Here is a 15,882-nt window from a genome sequence, read left to right as displayed (position 1 = left end):
ACGCCCCCTCCGGGGCTCGGGATAAATAAATCGAACCCTGCACTTGGTGCCGGGCTCAAATCGCATCGTGCCGCGAGACGCGGCACGCCACCTTCTACGCCAAGGAGCGTCCGGCCCGGCGTTCGTTGAGGAAAAAATGTAGTGGGAATGCAAAAAGATGGACCGGATTTCGGTCCATCTTTAGGACAAAAGCAGCCTGACGATTACGCAGTCTTTGCCAGTGACGTCACCGGCTCAGAAATCGAAGTCACCTTCGACCTCCTGGGAGCGGAAGTAACAATCTTCATCTCCTGCCAGTCATACGCGAACTCTTTTCCGCAATCGAGACACACCACGTATGTGCCAGTTTGGGCCGCGGCCCCGGAACGACGCGAACCCTTAGCTGTTCTGGGGAAACTATAGTTCCTGTGCCAACAACCGAAGAACAGATTGACCAGACTCATCACAACACCCCTTGGAGTTGTACCCAGGAAGAAGCTATTTACCATCCAGCTTCTCTCCTCGTCAAAACATTAGATTCACGAGAGCTGAATTTGGTTCCTTAACGTTCCGCTACTTTCTTGAGTGCAACTTTGTGTCAATAGAGTGAACCCAAGAGTCCGTCCAGAGATGCTGTGGAATTCGTAACCGATTGATGAGATGGGACTTAGATACACCGCGTATCACTGCGAGAGGGATGAGGTTGCACAATTGTTCCGAATCGGACCGCCCGGCTCAAACAAACGCCAACTCACGTCAGCTCCGTTCCGCGGGTTTCAGGGATGAAGATTGCAGTCAAAGCAGACAGAAGGAATGCCGCCGCACAAACATAAAACGCAGAATCAAGCCCGTGCTGCTGACCGATCCTTCCGATAGTGAAGGGCGCAATTGAACTCATTGCACGCGCCCCGTTGTAAGTAAACCCTAGCGCACGTGCGCGAACGCTGGTGGGAAACAGCTCGCTGCCAATAATTCCCGATCCGGAAAAGAAGCCAGTGCCAAAAAATGCCACGATTGCGCCTAGCAGGAGTAGCGCCGCGGGCTCTCGCGCCGCCGCGTAAAGCGGAACGAAAGCAGCGGCGAGCAGCGTGTACAGGATCACGGATGGACGTCGCCCAAGACGATCTGCTACCCAGCCGAAAGTAAAGTAGCCAGGAGCCATTCCCACCAGATTGAGGAAGACCAGCAATCCCGTGGTATTCAGCGCACCAAATCCACGACCGCCTTGCTCGATAGGCAATGAAAGATAGGGCGGAATCCAGGTAAACAGTCCCCACCAGCCGAACATTCCGAACATATTCATCAAGAGCAGCGTTATAGTTTTCCTTCGATATTGCCGGCCGAATAGATCGACGAAGCGAATCGGTGAACCCGCGGTCACCGACCGAGTGCTAGTTTGCCGCTCTTTCCAAAGTTCCGATTCGGGAACGCCTTTCTGTATCCACAATGTGACGAGCGCCGGCAGTACACCGACAAAAAATACGAACCGCCAGGTTGTGCGTTGCAGCATCAGACCTGCTACCACGGCAGCCAGCGCGTATCCGATCGCCCACGAGCTCTGCACCATGGCAAGCGCGCGAGCGCGGAGATGAGTTGGCCATGTCTCGGCCACTAACGTTGCTCCGGTATTCCACTCTCCTCCCATTCCAAGTCCGAGCAGGAAGCGCAGGCAAGCCAGAACCAAGATTGAAGTTGCCAAGCCGCAGGCAAAGGAGCAAACCGAATACGTGAGGATGCTCAGCATAAGGGCACGTGTGCGCCCGATGCGGTCGGCGATAAAGCCAAATAGGACGCCGCCGATGCCGGAAGCCAGCAGCGTCAAGGTGTTCAGCAGCCCTGCAGTCTGCTTGCTCATGTGCAGATCGCGCATGATGTAGGCGACCACCAGCGAATAAAGCATTACGTCGAATGCGTCCAGCATCCAGCCAAGCGCGGCGGCAAGAAGGGTTCGGCGTTGTCCGGAGTTTGCTTCCGCTAGAAACGCGAAGGGATTGGGCATTGAAAGTAAGCGGAGAGATTAGCAGAGTTGTGGGGGCTGCGGTCCTGGAAGCTCGTTCGTCTTCTCACGAGCGAATCTCTTAAGACTGTCATCCTGAGCCGCTCTTTTGGGCGAAGGACCTCCCGGAATATTTCGGACTTCGTCGCGGTGTCCCAGCTTTTTGGCCAGAGATTCTCGCAAAGAGCCAGGACACTGCAAATAAGTCTGAGGCATCGCGGGAGGTCCTTCGCCCAAAGGAGGGCTTAGGATGACAGTCTAAAAACCTCGGCCTCTTCGGCGGAATCAACTTTGAGCGGAGCCACAGCCGAGCGGGCTGCGCGACGGGTATTCGTGGGGCAGGGCCGATATGTTTGTGCAAAAAACTCGCCCATGTTACTCTGCTAGAGAGACTTAAAGGACTAGAAAAACAATAGGAGTGTCACCAGTTTCAGTGTTAGCTAGAGAGCGTAAACAAGACGTCATTACCCGGTTCCGCACCCACGATAACGATACCGGCAGCCCCGAGGTTCAGATCGCGGTGCTTAGCGAACGGATCGGTGAATTGACGGATCATTTTAAGACACACAAGAAGGATCACGCCTCCCGCCGCGGTCTCCTGATGATGGTCAGCAAGCGTCGCCGCCTGCTCGACTACCTCAAGAACTACGATTCCGAGCGTTATAAGGACGTAATCCAGAAACTCGGCATTCGCAAGTAACAGGACCTGGGCGGCCACTGTCCGCGATTTTGGCCGCGATTCGAGCGATCTCGATTTGGCCAAAGTGTAAGCGTTTCCCGCGAAGATGGCCCGCCTCCTCCCGAGCGCGCATGATGCCGACCTCCAGTCGAGACCAGCTTTGCTGTCAGCCCTACACCGTTCGTCTCGAATTTTCGCTAGTGGAAGGTACAGGCACCTGTCCGCTCGCCCACCGCTCCCAAGCTGCCTGCTGGCAGCCCTCCAAATGAAATGAGGAATTCATGAAGCAAGACGCAGCCGTTGAACTCGCAGGCGGTAAGCGACTCGAATTTGAAACTGGCCGTTTAGCCAAACAAGCTCCCGGTGCTGCTGTAGTCAGAATCGGGGACAACGTTGTGCTCGCCACGGCCGTAGCGGCTCCCGAGCCTCGCGAAGGACAAGACTTCTTCCCCCTGACCGTCGACTACCGCGAATACACGTATGCCGGTGGACGTATTCCTGGCGGGTTTATCAAGCGAGAAGGGCGTCCCAGCGAACGCGAAATTCTCACCGCCCGCCAAATTGATCGTCCGATCCGTCCGCTCTTTCCAGAAAATTTCAAAAATGAAACGCAGGTGATTGTGCTGGTGCTCTCGGCCGACACCGAGAACGATCCTGACGTGGCCGCGATCAATGCAGCGTCTTGTGCGATTACGTTGTCCGATGTTCCATTTGCCGGACCGGTAGGCGCAGTTCGCGTTGGAATCGTGAATGGTGAGATGGTGATCAACCCTAGTTACGCGGAACGACGCGAGAGCCAGCTCAACATCATGGTGGTCGGAACAAAAGACGGCATTGTGATGATTGAGTCTGGAGCGAATGAAGTTACCGAAGACAAAGTGGTAGATGCGATCGAGTTTGCCCACGTCGAAATCAAGAAGATCGTTTCGGCGATCACGGACTTGGCTTCGCGAGCAGGCAAGCCGAAGCGTCAGATCGCTCCGCCGGAGTTCGACGAGAAGTACTTCCGCGAGCTCAAGTCGAAGATAGGCGACCGCCTGAGCGATGCGCTCGACACCAAGAAGTATCCGAAGATCGAGAGCTATACGAAGGTCGCGGAGATCAAGAAAGAGCTCAAGTCGAAGCTGCCGGAAGGCGATGAAGCTGCCGCGGAAAAACTTGAGCACTACTTCGAAGTGTTGCGCGAGCGGCTCTTCCGCGAGCAGGTGACCAAGGATCGCATCCGTCCCGATCGCCGTAAGTTCGACGAGATCCGCAACATCACCATCGAAACCAGTGTGCTTCCGCGCACTCACGGTTCCGCCATCTTTACCCGTGGCGAAACTCAAGCGCTGGTGACAACCACTTTGGGAACTTCCGACGACGTTCAGCGGCTGGAGAACTTTGAAGGTGAGAAGAAAAAGAACTTCATGCTGCACTACAACTTCCCACCATTCTCGGTTGGTGAGACCGGACGCATGACGGGAGTGGGACGTCGAGAGGTTGGTCACGGTGCCCTGGCAGAACGAGCGGTGACCGCGGTGTTGCCGGATGAAGCCGTATGGCCTTACACGATGCGTGTTGTCTCCGACATTCTCGAGTCGAATGGCTCCTCCTCAATGGCATCGGTTTGCGGCGCGACCCTATCGCTCATGGACGCCGGAGTGCCCATCAAGGCCCCGGTCGCGGGTGTAGCGATGGGTCTGGTGAAGGAGGGCGACGACTACGCCATCCTGACGGACATCGCAGGCGCTGAAGATCACTACGGCGACATGGACTTCAAGGTCGCAGGGACCCAGCAGGGAATCACGGCGCTGCAGATGGATATCAAGATTCCCGGCATTACCGGGCAGATCATGCGTGAGGCTCTCGAGCAAGCGCGTCAGGGACGGCTGTTTATCCTCGGCAAAATGCATGAGGCGCTCCCAGAGTCGCGCAGCGCGGTGTCGAAGTTCGCACCACGCATCCAGACGCTGCAGATTCCGGTGGACAAGATTCGTGACCTGATCGGTCCCGGAGGCAAGGTAATCCGCGGAATCGTCGAGCAGACCGGTGTGAAGATTGACGTTGAGGATTCTGGAAAGGTCAATGTCGCTTCCAGCGATGAAGCGATGATGAGCAAAGCTCTCCAGATCATCGGAGACATTACGGCAACTCCCGAAGTGGGAAAGACCTACCTTGGGAAGGTCGTCCGCCTCGCCGATTTCGGCGCGTTTGTCGAAATCTTCCCGGGGACGGACGGGTTATTGCACATCAGCGAAATCGCCGAACATCGCATCAAGGACGTACGCGACGAGCTGCATGAAGGCGATCAAATCCTGGTGAAGGTGCTGGCTATCGAAGGCAATCGCATCAAGCTGTCCCGCAAGGCAATCTTGCGAGAACAGCGCGCCAAGATGGGAGCTCAAGCAGGCGGAGTAGCCGGTCCTGACGGCGATGGAGCCGGACCCCATCCTGAGCCACCCAGTCCCAATGGAGGCGAAAGCATCACCATCGAGGGAGGCGCTGACTTTACCGAAGGCGACGATGAGCCTAACTTCAATCGCGCAGAAGGCGAGCCAGCGCATGCGGCCCCGGGAGGCGAGCGCCAGGGAGGACGTCGTGAAGGTGGTGGCCGTCCTCCGGGCGGTGGCCGAGGCCGTCGGCATCATGGACGCGGCGGACGCGGTGGTGATCGCAACCGCGGCGGCGGTGGTGGTGGAAGGCACTGAGGGTTATTCTCATAAGTAGAGCAACAGAGGAGACGCGAGTCTCCTCTTGTTGTTTTGAGTTCTTGGTTTCAAGCTCTAATAGCCAACCGGGTACGATGCCTAGTCTGACGCGCAAACACTATTTCGCCTACGCCCTGATTTGCCTCATCTGGGGCAGCACATGGGGCGCGATTCGACTGCTCGTACGCGATGTTCCGCCCATACGTGCAGCGGCAATCCGATTCTTTCTGGCTGCAATCATCTTGCTCGGGATCGCACTGGTGCGAGCTAGGACCCTGAGTCTCAGCTCAAGGGAATGGCGTGCACTCCTGATCCTCGGAATCACGATGATGGGCTTGCCTTACGGACTGCTCTTCTGGGCCGAGTATCGCATCAGCTCATCGATGACAGCGGTACTTTTCTCCACGTGTCCGCTCTTCGTTGCACTGTTTACTCCGCTAATGACTCGCACGCACGTGCCACGGCGTGCAGTGTTCGCCATGTTGCTCGGGTTGGGAGCCATGGCAACGCTGTTTTATACGGAGCTCTCGGTCTCGCGGTATCTGCTGCTTGGAGGTGGAGCTGTGATTGGGGCAGTCATCAGCAGCTCGTGGGCTTCGGTGTTCGCCAAACGTGAGATCGGCAATGTAAGTCCTCTGCTGGGAACGGCGGTGCAATTCTGCGTCGGAGCTGTTGTGTTGTGTATCGCGAGTCTTATGGCGGAGCGCGGCCGTGGGTCAGACTGGAATTCGACCAGCATCCTTGCGCTTGTGTTCCTGACCATCTTCGGCTCGGTAATCACGTTCTCCGTCTATTACTGGCTGTTGGGAAAAATGCAGGCGTATCAGCTTTCGACTATCAATCTGGTTGTACCCATAGTCGCGATGGCGGAAGGAGCGCTACTACTCCGAGAACGTCTGCCGGTGTTGATGATTGCTGCGGCAGTATTGGTGTTGGTGTCAGTCGCGACGGTGCTGCGCGCTGAAGATGAGTCCCAAATAACGCTGAGAGTTGATGTGGACGCTGGTCTAACCGAAGGTCGGGCGGACGCAGAGCGTTGATGGCTACCTTGACCGGTTTCGTGTCAAATCTGCCGATATAGAATTTCTCTCTACAACATGCACAAGCTCGGCGCGGTTGCACTTACACCCGGAGAACGCTTTGCCAGGGGCAAAGAGTACCGCAAGAGGGTACGCCGTGCGGATCACGGTGAGTGGAAAGCCTCCAAGACCCGGCGCGACGTCGTACAAATGTTGCTTGTAAGTGCGCGTGGGCGCCTGCGCGATCTCATGCCGATCAAGATGGCGCGTATGGCGGCATCGCACTTCGGGTTCTTTCGCGGCGCCGCTTCAATCATGGCAGCTGACCTGGCCTCAATTCCGCATTGTGGCTTGGAAGCGCAGATCTGCGGCGACGCCCACGTTCGAAACCTCGGTGCCTACGCCGCGCCCGACGGCCACCTGGTCTTCGACATCAACGACTTCGACGAGACCGTGCACGGGCCGTTCGAGTGGGACTTGAAGCGGCTGTCGACCAGCCTGATTCTCGCCGGACAGCAGTCGGGTCACGAGAAGAAGACATGCAAAGACGCGGTGCGACTTTTCATCAAGTCGTACTGCGCCGCGATGTTGCGATTTTCGGAAATGACGGTCCTTGACCTCACAAAATTCCAGTTGCACGTGAAGGTTGGACCCGTGCAGGCGGTGCTGCGCAAGGCCGAACGTTCTACTCCGGAGCACAATCTGGAAAGGCTAACATTGCGATCTGGAGGAAAGCATAAGTTTAAGGACGAGCGTCCGTTGCTCGCACCTGTGCGTTCACAGGTCGCCCGGCAGGTGATCGCGGCCCTTGCGCTCTATCAGCAAACGCTCTCACCAGAACGTCAGCAATTTCTTTCCTGCTATCACCCGGTGGATGTCGCTTTCAAAGTTGTTGGCACCGGGAGCGTGGGAACGCGCGATTACGTCGTTCTATGCTTCGGCAATGGCGAGCGCGATCCGCTATTCCTGCAGGTCAAAGAAGAGGCTCCGTCTTGCTACGCACGCTACCTCTCCCCATCACAAGCCTTCATCAATGAGGGAAAGCGTGTGGCGGAAGGGCAACGACGCATGCAAGCCTATTCCGATCCATTCTTGGGATGGACGTCGATGGGTGGTCGCGATTACCTGGTGCGACAGCTAAGCGATCACAAGGCGACTATTGATGACAGCCAGATGCAAGGGAATGGCTTGACGGAGTACGCGAAAGTGTGTGGGGAAGTGCTAGCAAAAGGACATGCGCGCTCTGGTGATCCTATGCAACTTGCCGGTTACTGCGGAGCGGGCAACAAACTCGACGATGCCATGGCTGAGTTCGCCGATCGTTATGGTGAACAGACAGTGCGCGACTTTGAAGCGCTGAAGAAAGCGATCAAGACGGGGAAGATCAGAATTTCAACAGAAGTCAAAGGCTGACACGTTCAGAAACCCTTGTCTTATGCCGTTGCTCCTGTCAGCTGTCCATTCTTTTTTGGCAGCATCTCACCGATGCGTTTCATTTGTGCGCCGACACCGCGCAGTTTTTCTTCGATACGCTCATATCCGCGGTCGATGTGGTAAACGCGATCGATGATTGTCTCTCCGTCAGCTACAAGGGCGGCGAGGACCAAAGAAGCCGATGCTCGCAAATCGGAAGCAAGCACCGCGGCAGCGCTTAGGGGAGTTTTTCCACGGACAATAGCTCGGCGTCCTTCGATCTTGATATTTGCTCCCATGCGCACGAGCTCTTGGGCGTGCATGAAGCGATTCTCGAAGATGTTCTCGGTCACGATCGAGGTTCCCTCTGCCTGCGTGGCAAGAGCCATGTATTGCGCCTGCATATCGGTCGGGAATCCTGGATGTTCCTCGGTAACCATGTCGGCGCCGGCTAGGTTGCCATCGGCCTGCACGCGAACGGAGTCTTCGCTGGTTCTGATCTTGACTCCACACTCCTGAAGTTTTGCCAGGAGCGCGCTCATGTGAGTGGGATCGCATCCGGCGACAATCAGGTCGCCTCCGGTGATTGCACCCGCCACAACAAAAGTCCCTGCCTCGATGCGGTCGGGAATGATGCGGTGCTTTGCTCCGCCTAGCTTCTCCACGCCTTTGACGTGGATCGTCGATGTTCCGGCGCCTTCAATTCTGGCACCCATCTTGTTCAATAAAGCGGCGAGGTCGGCGACTTCGGGTTCTCGAGCGCAATTCTCCATCACGGTCTCACCGTCGGCGAGAGTCGCCGCCATGAGCAAATCCTCCGTACCGGTGACGGTGATCTTTTCAAAGACGATGTGAGCGCCCTTGAGGCGATCGGTCTTGGCTTCGATGTAGCCGTGTTCCTGAGTGATCTGCGCGCCCATCTTCTCGAGACCCTTGATGTGGAGGTCGATTGGACGTGCGCCGATTGCGCAGCCGCCGGGCAGAGACACTCTTGCAACTCCCATGCGCGCAACGAGGGGTCCGAGCACGAGGGTAGAGGCACGCATCGTTTTCACGAGTTCGTACTTGGCTTCCGGGTTGCTCAAGTTCCGGCAGCAGATGCTAGTGCGATGGTGTGCGCGGCCGTATCCGAGCTCGACTTCGGCGCCCATCGATTCGAGCAGCCTGCGCTCGGTTTGGATGTCGCGAACGTCGGGGATGCCTTCGAGAATGACTGGTTCTTCAGTGAGGATGGCAGCTGCCATGGCGGGCAGTGCCGCGTTCTTTGCGCCGCTAACACGCACGGTTCCGACTAGGGGATTGCCGCCTCGAATGACAAATTTATCCATTTTGCTTGAGTACCTAGGGACTTCGGATGCTACGTCCTTGCGTCGTGGTTCCTGCATGTCGGGGGAGTTCAGGATCCGGTTAAGTTGCGTTTTACGCTCGCTATCCACCCGCAAGGAGCAGCGCGAAGTATTGTTGGTGTTTAGATTCTAACCTCACGAGGCTGGTCGCACATCCGAGGTTTTCCTCATTCGCGTGATCATCTTGTGTCGGAAGGCTTAGCACTTCCGGAGGAGTCGATTGCTCTCCGCACGTGTCCGCCGCTCGCCTTTAGCTTGCGTTTGGCGCTGGCTAGACTAGCTCCCGTCTTCAGCATAATGAGAGCGAGGGGGACACTCCTCCCTGATCTGCTCAAAGCCTCTCTTGCGCGCTCGCGGTCGATATCGGCTGCCCTGCTGAGGATAGTAATTGCGCGCTCCACAAGCTTTTCGTTTTTAGGCGACACATTGACCATCAGATTTCCGTAGACATAGCCGAGCCGCGTCATTGCGCCTGTCGTGAGCATATTCAGGATCATCTTTTGAGCCGTCCCTGCCTTCATCCGCGTGGAGCCGGAGATCACCTCTGACCCAACTTCGGCCGCAATGGCAATATCGACAGCTTGCGATAGAGGAGAATCGGAATTGCACGAAACGCCCACGGTCTTCGCGCCTTTTTTCTTTGCGTACTCAACTGCCGCGATGGTGTAGGGTGTGCGACCGCTTGCGGCGATACCCACGACGACGTCCTTCTTAGAGGGCTTGAGTTTCGCGATGTCGCGCTGACCTAGCTCGGGTGAATCTTCGTTTGCTTCTACCGCTCGCCCGAGGGCTTTCTCTCCGCCGGCAATCACGAATTGGACTTGCTTGGGATCGGTGCTGAAGGTCGGTGGACACTCAGCGGCATCGAGCGCAGCAATGCGACCGCTGGTTCCGGTGCCGATGTAGATTAATCGTCCACCACGAGACAAGGCATCCGCGATCGCATCAATCGCTCGAGCAATCTGGGGCAGGGCCTGGCTCACTGCGGCCGCGACTTTGGAGTCTTCATTGTTAATGATGGTTGCGATCTCAAGCGCCGACTTCGTGTCCAGAGCCTGCGAGGCGAGGTTTTGTTGTTCCGTTGTGAGAGATTGAAGGGGCGTGGCCATTCGATTTTCAGTCATTAGGTTCTTGAACATTGTCACATCGGCATCATGAGATCTTAAGCATTTCCTCCATGACTGCGTCATGAAAAGCCGGCCGGACTTGCTTGATTAGCTGTGACTGATTGCCCGGCCATGTGCGGTTGGTGAGCAGGGCGATCGCAATGTTCCGCTCGGCGTCGATCCACAGCGATGTGCCCGTATAGCCGAGATGCCCGAAAGATCGTGGAGAAAAATGCTTGCCCGACTGCGATGGAGAAGACGGCGTGTCCCAACCCAACGCTCTGGATGTTCCAGAAGGAGTGGTTCTCCTGCGCGTAAAACCATCGATCGTCTCAGCGCGAAACAATTGTGTTCCTAACCCCAACATACTGGACGAAAAGCGCATTAGATCGGTTGTATTCGAGAACAGTCCTGCATGTCCCGAGATACCACCCATCGCGCTTGCGTTTTCATCATGGACCTCGCCTTGAACTACGCGATGACGAAAGTCTTGATCGTTGCGAGTGGGTGGAATGCTGCTTCGTAGCTCCGCTTTCGGGCGAAAGCAGGTCGATCGCATTCCCAACAGAGCGAAGATCTCGCGCGAGCAGAAAGAATCCAGCGACTCCCGTGAAATCCGTTCCAGCAACTCACCGAGAATGATGAATCCGATATCGCTGTACTCAGGATGGGTTCCTGGATCTTGTTCAAGGGGAACTTCAAGCGCCAAACGCAACAGGGACTGACGATCTCCGGTCCGCTCAAAGAGTCTCACGTAGGCTGGCAATCCTGACGAGTGAGCCAGCAACATCTCAATTGTCACCAGCCTACGACGCCTATCCGCCTGCTCAAACTCGGGAAGGAACTCTAATACCCGTTGTTGCAAATTGAGCTTGCCGCGCTCACAAAGCAGCATAGCCATCGACGTTGTTGCCAGAACCTTGGTAACTGACGCAATGTCGAAGATTGTGGTGAGCGTCACGTCCTGAGAGGTTTCGTCATACGTGAACCTTCCGACGGCTCCCTGAAGTACGGTACTTCCATTGCGCAAGACCGCGAACGCTGCACCGGGAAACGCTTTTTGCTCGCAGCCGTGATTGAGGATAGCCAGAGCGCGTTGTCCAGAATATCCAGGGCCCCGGCGTACGACGCAGGGGACGGCTTGGCCTATCACCTCAAAGCCGTGCGTCTGGGGTAGATCCGTCACTCCGACAGTGTAAGCGACGCCTTGCAAGCGGATGACTGTCCGACGTTCTAAGATTGAGTCCTCAGCTCAATAGGAGGTCCTTTTGAAATTTGCAATAGTCGTTCTATTGCTTGCAAGCTTTGCTGCTTTTGCGCAGGAAGGTCGTGGTCCCGGATTCCTGCCGAACTCGGTTTCTGTGGGGGCGGATGGAGAATTCGAGTCAGCTCCAGACACCGCCGTGATCACCTGCTCGCTCTCAGCCCAGGAAAATACCGCGCAGGCGGCATTCGAGAGCGCCAGCCGACTCGCTGAGCAGATGCGCCAGGCTCTGCGCAGCGCCGGTGTGGATCCCAAAACGGTAGAGCTTTCGCGCTACAGTTCATATCCAATCATTGATTACAAGAATCCGAAACAGAAAGTGGTTGCATATCGCGTCGGTACGAACGTGACGATCAAGCTAAAGGACTTCAACAAGATTGGTCCCGTAACCGAAGCGCTGGCTGGTCTTGGCGGCATCACAGGCCAGAACATGAGCTACGATCTGGAAGAAATCGACTCAGCCAAGCAGAAGGCCATCGACAAAGCCTACTCGCGTGCGCGAACCTACGCAGATACATTGGCCAAGACGAGCGGAAGACAGTTAGGGGCGCTATTGTCGGCTGCAGTGGACACGCAACAGGCGATCCCAGTCATGCCGTATGCGCGAGTCGCAATGGCAGGCATGGAGGCAAAAGCGCCTGCCCCCACAGAGGATTTTCAGGCCAGTAAGATCAGAGTCACTGCTCACGTGAATGCAGTGTTTGGACTACAGTGAAGGCCGATTGCTCACGGGGGTTGCTCGGTCGGAATCAGCGCGGGGAAGGTTCCGGTGTCAGCTTGGGTTTTTCCAATCGCGTTGGACCTGGTCGCGGAACATACTCCGATTTGGCTTCACTTATGCGGGGTTGTTCGAGGGTGATCGGGCGCTGCAAGACCATCTCAACCGCAGTTCCTGCGGGGTAGTTGATTTCGTTGCCACGAGTAAACAGCACCTCGGCGATCCCGGCAACGGCACCGATACCGCTACCGAGCAGGGCCCCTTTCCCGCCACGTGCGAGCGCCCCGATGATTGCGCCTTCAGCCGCCGGTCCGGCTATGGTGCCCGCGTCTTTGCCCTTGCTGCCATCGGCTTGTACGCTTCCTTCCTTGTTGATGACCCGTCCGTTGTCAGCCCCAGGAACGTCGTTTACCGATCCGGGAACTGAAACCGTATAGCCGCTGGGAAAGATCAGCGTCGTGAAATGAAATAAGACTTCAGCGCGCCCTTTGACACGGCCAGAGCGCTTTACGTTGTCGATCACTCCCTGGACATAGGTGCCTGCCGGGATTGCCATTGTGTTGTCGATGCTCACAGGAAAGTTGGTTTCCATATACACGCCGTCGCCAGGCTTGGCTGTCTTCGTGTTTATGCCGCTCTTGAGCTGCATCAGCAGCTTCTGTCCTGCGGGGACGGTAAGTGTCTTTGAGGGAGCAGGCTCGTTCGTCGAATTTTGGGCAAATCCAAGAGTTGTGCAGAGCAGCAGGGAAGAAATCAGACCGCGCATGTTGAGCCACCTTGGGAAACAAGGACCGCTTGTCCGGCACATCATACGACTTTTTGTTCGCTGCCGCACACGCACCTCGCCCGATTAACCCGATCACGGACCGGAAGTTGCGCCCGGAATCTCCTTTGCGAGTCCTTGCGGGGACCATGCTTCCATGATGAGTTGGGCGATGCGAGCGACCAGCATCTCGGCGCCATTGTCATTGTTCCAGCTCTTGTCCTGATTGTCATAGGTGAAAGCCGAAATAATAATCGGTCCATTCTTGGAATAGACTGCGGCGACGTCATTACGAACTTCGTCTAAAGAACCCGTCTTGTTGGCGATGAGCGACAATCCTTCGGAAGTGTCGGACGTCTCAATGTAGTGGGGGACAAGGTTCCGGTATTGCTGGTTGCGCAGCATGTACAGCATCGCGTCACATAGCGCCGGACCCTTTATATCGCAACGTACAATACTCTCCATTACCTCGCCCATTTCTTTCGCAGTCGTCTTGCCCAAGCCAAACTTCTTCTGGTCCGGAGGCATCGGCCCCACGGCGGGCTTGAAAACTTTCTTGTAGAGATAAGTGTCTTTCAGCCCCATGGAAGCGACGCGGTCATTCACATTTTTGATACCAATCTGATCGATCACAAGGTTCGTGGCCGTATTGTCGCTTTCAACGATCATGAAAGTGAGCGCGTCCTTCAAGGTTATGGAGAGCGGCGTGTCGAAGAATTGCAAAATGCCGGAGCCTTGGACGATGTCCTCCTTCCGCAGCGTGAGCTTGTCGGAAAGTTTGTGCTTGCCGGATTTCACCTGCTCCATCGCTTCGACCAAAATGGGAAGTTTGATTACAGAAGCGGTGGGGACAGGTGTGTCGGCATTGATCGCAACCGATGTACCGCTCCTCAAGTTCACGGCATACAGAGTCAGTTTTCCCCGATGTTGAGCCGCGAGGGCTTCGATTTTGGTCTGAAGACCGGTGTCAGTCGATGCAACCGCCGTAATAGGAGACAGAACTAGGACTAGAAACGCGAAGAATGTTCTCATCTGATTGGGACTATAAGTTACGCGGTCCTGGTCTTGACGCCCAACGTCAACAACTCGGCGGCGACTCGATCGGTGGCATGCCGCACCACGTTACCCTCATCGACAAAGTTGCCTGTAATGCAGCGCACGCCCAGGCCTTCGATTTTTTCTCGGTCCACCACGATGCGGCTCGCGCCTTCCAAGGCGTATTTGGCTTGCAACGACTCACTAATGGGCGCCGTATTCACGACCGCATAATCAAAAATCGGGGCTCCTGCATGCTCATAGAGCTTGCGAATGTGATCGGAGGCGGACAAACCCAGGCTTTCATTGGCCTGAGTCATCAGGTTGCAAACATAAACCTTGATGGCTCTGGAAGCCGCTATGGCCTCTGGAATTCCATGAACCAATAAATTAGGTACTAGGCTTGTGAATAACGAGCCCGGTCCTATGGTGATCATGTCGGCTTTGGATATCGCCTCCAGCGTCTCCGGCAGAGGTTTGGCGTTCTCCGGCACCATTCGTAAACGGACAATGTGGAGACGGCTTGCGGTAATGTTCGTCTCGCCAAACACCGTCGAACCATCATCCATCTGAGCCTCGAGCTGCACGTTTGCGATGGTTGAAGGAAAGATCGTGCCTCGTGTTGCCAGGATCTTCGACGATTCCCGCACGGCTTCGGCAAAGTCTCCCGTAACAGCAGTCAACGCGGTGACAAAAAGATTTCCGAAGTTATGACCCTCGAGTCCTCCGCCGGTTTCAAAACGATACTGAAAGATCCGGGAGAGCAACGCCTCGTCTTCCGAAAGAGCAACCAGACAGTTCCGGATGTCTCCAGGGGGTAAGATGTTGAACTCTTTGCGCAGCCGACCGCTTGAACCGCCATCGTCTGTCACCGTTACGACGGCTGTAAGATCTCCGATCGTGGTAGTGCTGTTCGTCGTTGTCGACGGCTGAACGTCTATCGCACTCGAATGCGGTGCATACTTCTTTAGTCCTCGGAGAAGCGTCGAGAGTCCCGTGCCGCCCCCAATCGCCACCACGCGGAGAGGACGAGTGCCAGGCTGCATCTTGTCCTTGCCTCGTTCCGCCGAGGGTGCGGTAGATTCGTCCGCCGGTCGGCTCTTAGTGATACTGGAGGGAGACACAGTCCAATCCTAATTCAACCTTGAACTCGGCACAGCGTCTTGATCGATGGTGTCGGGCGGGACGGGCTTCAGCGTCCGGGTTCGGGCGGAACCTCTGGATATAGAAGTTCGGTAAAGCGAGGATCATCTGCCATGTTCTTGAAGTCAGGATCGTTACGTGCTTGAAAGCGGTTTGCAGTGTTTAGTTTGATGGCATCATTGAGGTTTCGCAGGCAATCTTCGGATCGGTTGGTCAGACAATCCAGCAGGGCTAGGCCGTAGAACGCGAAGTCGGCCTTGGGATTTTGCTTAAGTATTTTCTCCATGTGCTCTCGCGCTTGCTCATATTCACCTGAATTGACAAGGGAAACGGCATAGTCATAGTGCTCTCCGAGAGTCTTGAACGACGTCGTGCCGCGCGCGAGTTGTTGGTTGCAGGTGTTGAGATGAACGCGGGCGCGATCAGCCAGCTCCTTACTCGGCCCAACGAGCACCTTCTCCAACAGGCCCTTCGCCTTATCGAACTTGCGCTCTTGGATGGCCTTCAAACCTGACTCGTAGTTTTGCACAGCCTGTGTATATTTCGGGTCGGGCGGTGGAGGAGCTTTGCTGGTGGATGCCTTCTGCATTTGAATCACATGGCCGGACTGGCGGCCAACTGGCTTTTCTATCTTAGATTTAGGTCCTGAACTCTTAGGTTTTTCTGTCACCCTGTTGTCCATCCGGCGGTGCAATTTCCGCACCAGCGCTTAGGACGAAGGAGCACTAGCT

At 56.0% G+C, this 15,882-nt stretch carries 14 protein-coding genes; 6 read left to right on the top strand and 8 right to left on the bottom strand.

Annotation, left to right across the window (positions count from 1 at the left end; translation table 11 throughout):
* Positions 1-147: 147 nt before the first annotated feature.
* Complete coding sequence (locus tag VNX88_15050; protein ID HWY69986.1) at positions 148-402, top strand: hypothetical protein; 255 nt, start codon at positions 148-150, stop codon at positions 400-402.
* Between the two features lie 328 nt (positions 403-730).
* Here the strand turns inward: VNX88_15050 and VNX88_15045 are convergent, their stop codons facing one another.
* The gene (locus VNX88_15045) at positions 731-1,978 is read right to left on the bottom strand and encodes an MFS transporter (GenBank protein HWY69985.1); all 1,248 of its coding nucleotides are present in this window, start codon (positions 1,976-1,978) and stop codon (positions 731-733) included.
* A gap of 430 nt (positions 1,979-2,408) precedes the next feature.
* Between VNX88_15045 and rpsO the strand changes: the two genes are divergently transcribed.
* The 4 genes from rpsO to VNX88_15025 all read left to right on the top strand — a co-directional run bounded on the left by rpsO (position 2,409) and on the right by VNX88_15025 (position 7,776).
* Entirely contained in the window at positions 2,409-2,675 is a 267-nt protein-coding gene (rpsO, locus tag VNX88_15040; protein ID HWY69984.1) for a 30S ribosomal protein S15, read from the top strand.
* 260 nt (positions 2,676-2,935) lie between these two features.
* The gene (gene pnp, locus VNX88_15035; GenBank protein HWY69983.1) at positions 2,936-5,344 is read left to right on the top strand and encodes a polyribonucleotide nucleotidyltransferase; all 2,409 of its coding nucleotides are present in this window, start codon (positions 2,936-2,938) and stop codon (positions 5,342-5,344) included.
* Between the two features lie 95 nt (positions 5,345-5,439).
* Entirely contained in the window at positions 5,440-6,384 is a 945-nt protein-coding gene (locus tag VNX88_15030) for an EamA family transporter (protein HWY69982.1), read from the top strand.
* Positions 6,385-6,441: 57 nt separating this feature from the next.
* Positions 6,442-7,776, top strand: coding sequence for a DUF2252 domain-containing protein (locus VNX88_15025; protein ID HWY69981.1), 1,335 nt, complete (start codon positions 6,442-6,444; stop codon positions 7,774-7,776).
* A 20-nt stretch (positions 7,777-7,796) separates the two neighbouring features.
* Here the strand turns inward: VNX88_15025 and murA are convergent, their stop codons facing one another.
* From murA to VNX88_15010, 3 genes are all read right to left on the bottom strand, one after another.
* On the bottom strand, positions 7,797-9,104 hold the full coding sequence (gene murA, locus VNX88_15020; GenBank protein ID HWY69980.1) for a UDP-N-acetylglucosamine 1-carboxyvinyltransferase: 1,308 nt from the start codon (positions 9,102-9,104) through the stop codon (positions 7,797-7,799).
* A gap of 197 nt (positions 9,105-9,301) precedes the next feature.
* Positions 9,302-10,246, bottom strand: coding sequence for an N-acetylmuramic acid 6-phosphate etherase (gene murQ / locus VNX88_15015; protein HWY69979.1), 945 nt, complete (start codon positions 10,244-10,246; stop codon positions 9,302-9,304).
* A 28-nt stretch (positions 10,247-10,274) separates the two neighbouring features.
* Positions 10,275-11,414 (bottom strand): serine hydrolase domain-containing protein, encoded by a 1,140-nt coding sequence (locus VNX88_15010; protein HWY69978.1) that lies wholly within the window; start codon positions 11,412-11,414, stop codon positions 10,275-10,277.
* Positions 11,415-11,496: 82 nt separating this feature from the next.
* Between VNX88_15010 and VNX88_15005 the strand changes: the two genes are divergently transcribed.
* Positions 11,497-12,207 (top strand): SIMPL domain-containing protein, encoded by a 711-nt coding sequence (locus VNX88_15005; protein ID HWY69977.1) that lies wholly within the window; start codon positions 11,497-11,499, stop codon positions 12,205-12,207.
* A 34-nt stretch (positions 12,208-12,241) separates the two neighbouring features.
* Here VNX88_15005 and VNX88_15000 read toward each other — a convergent pair whose 3' ends face one another.
* The 4 genes from VNX88_15000 to VNX88_14985 form a co-directional block, all read right to left on the bottom strand.
* A complete protein-coding gene (locus VNX88_15000; protein ID HWY69976.1) occupies positions 12,242-12,976 on the bottom strand; it encodes a hypothetical protein in 735 nt (244 codons plus the stop codon).
* 93 nt (positions 12,977-13,069) lie between these two features.
* On the bottom strand, positions 13,070-14,005 hold the full coding sequence (locus VNX88_14995) for a serine hydrolase (protein HWY69975.1): 936 nt from the start codon (positions 14,003-14,005) through the stop codon (positions 13,070-13,072).
* A gap of 17 nt (positions 14,006-14,022) precedes the next feature.
* Positions 14,023-15,132 (bottom strand): gluconeogenesis factor YvcK family protein, encoded by a 1,110-nt coding sequence (locus VNX88_14990; GenBank protein HWY69974.1) that lies wholly within the window; start codon positions 15,130-15,132, stop codon positions 14,023-14,025.
* A gap of 68 nt (positions 15,133-15,200) precedes the next feature.
* Entirely contained in the window at positions 15,201-15,740 is a 540-nt protein-coding gene (locus VNX88_14985) for a hypothetical protein (protein ID HWY69973.1), read from the bottom strand.
* Positions 15,741-15,882: the final 142 nt, after the last annotated feature.

This window comes from Terriglobales bacterium (assembly GCA_035567895.1).
Classification (GTDB): domain Bacteria; phylum Acidobacteriota; class Terriglobia; order Terriglobales; family Acidobacteriaceae; genus Gp1-AA112.
This window is presented reverse-complemented; position numbering and strand designations above follow the sequence as displayed.